Source organism: Vibrio sp. TRT 1302 (genome assembly GCF_050113875.1).
Classification (GTDB): Bacteria; Pseudomonadota; Gammaproteobacteria; order Enterobacterales; family Vibrionaceae; genus Vibrio.
This window is the reverse complement of record NZ_JBNJOF010000055.1, coordinates 1-611: the sequence shown is the minus strand read 5'-3', so window position 1 is coordinate 611 and position 611 is coordinate 1. Positions and strand designations below refer to the sequence as shown.

Annotated in this window: 4 tRNA genes and 1 rRNA gene; all 5 read right to left on the bottom strand. The window is 48.1% G+C overall.

The annotated features are described in order from the left end of the window. Positions 1-127 precede the first annotated feature (127 nt). A tRNA-Val gene (locus ACQEXP_RS21255) sits at positions 128-203 on the bottom strand. Positions 204-216: 13 nt separating this feature from the next. Then, positions 217-292: transfer RNA gene (locus ACQEXP_RS21250), tRNA-Ala, on the bottom strand. A gap of 14 nt (positions 293-306) precedes the next feature. Then, positions 307-382 (bottom strand) — tRNA-Lys (locus ACQEXP_RS21245). A gap of 2 nt (positions 383-384) precedes the next feature. Further along, positions 385-460: transfer RNA gene (locus ACQEXP_RS21240), tRNA-Glu, on the bottom strand. Positions 461-547: 87 nt separating this feature from the next. Beyond that, positions 548-611 (bottom strand): 16S ribosomal RNA (locus tag ACQEXP_RS21235); the annotation flags it as partial.

The following is a 611-nucleotide window of genomic DNA, read 5'->3' as shown; positions in this document are numbered from 1 at the left end:
TTAATTTGAATAACAACGCATATCAAAGATATGGGGATTGTTGTTATTCGTCAGCTTTCCAAATTGTTAAAGAGCAAGTTTCTTTCGAAACCATTTTTAAGAACACTCAAGCAAGTATGCTTAAAGATGGTGGGCGATACCGGGCTCGAACCAGTGACCCCCTGCTTGTAAGGCAGGTGCTCTCCCAACTGAGCTAATCGCCCATCGAATCAAGAATGGTGGAGCTAAGCAGGATCGAACTGCTGACCTCCTGCGTGCAAGGCAGGCGCTCTCCCAGCTGAGCTATAGCCCCATATCTTGAGAAAATGGTGGGTCGTGCAGGATTCGAACCTGCGACCAATTGATTAAAAGTCAACTGCTCTACCAACTGAGCTAACGACCCAATGGTATCCCGTAGGGGAGTCGAACCCCTGTTACCGCCGTGAAAGGGCGGTGTCCTAGGCCTCTAGACGAACGGGACACTAAGTGAACATCTTGGGGGATGTTCTTTCTCTTAAACTACATAAACCATCAATCTGTGTGAACACTCATCGCAATAATCATCGTATAAGGAGGTGATCCAGCCCCAGGTTCCCCTAGGGCTACCTTGTTACGACTTCACCCCAGTCATG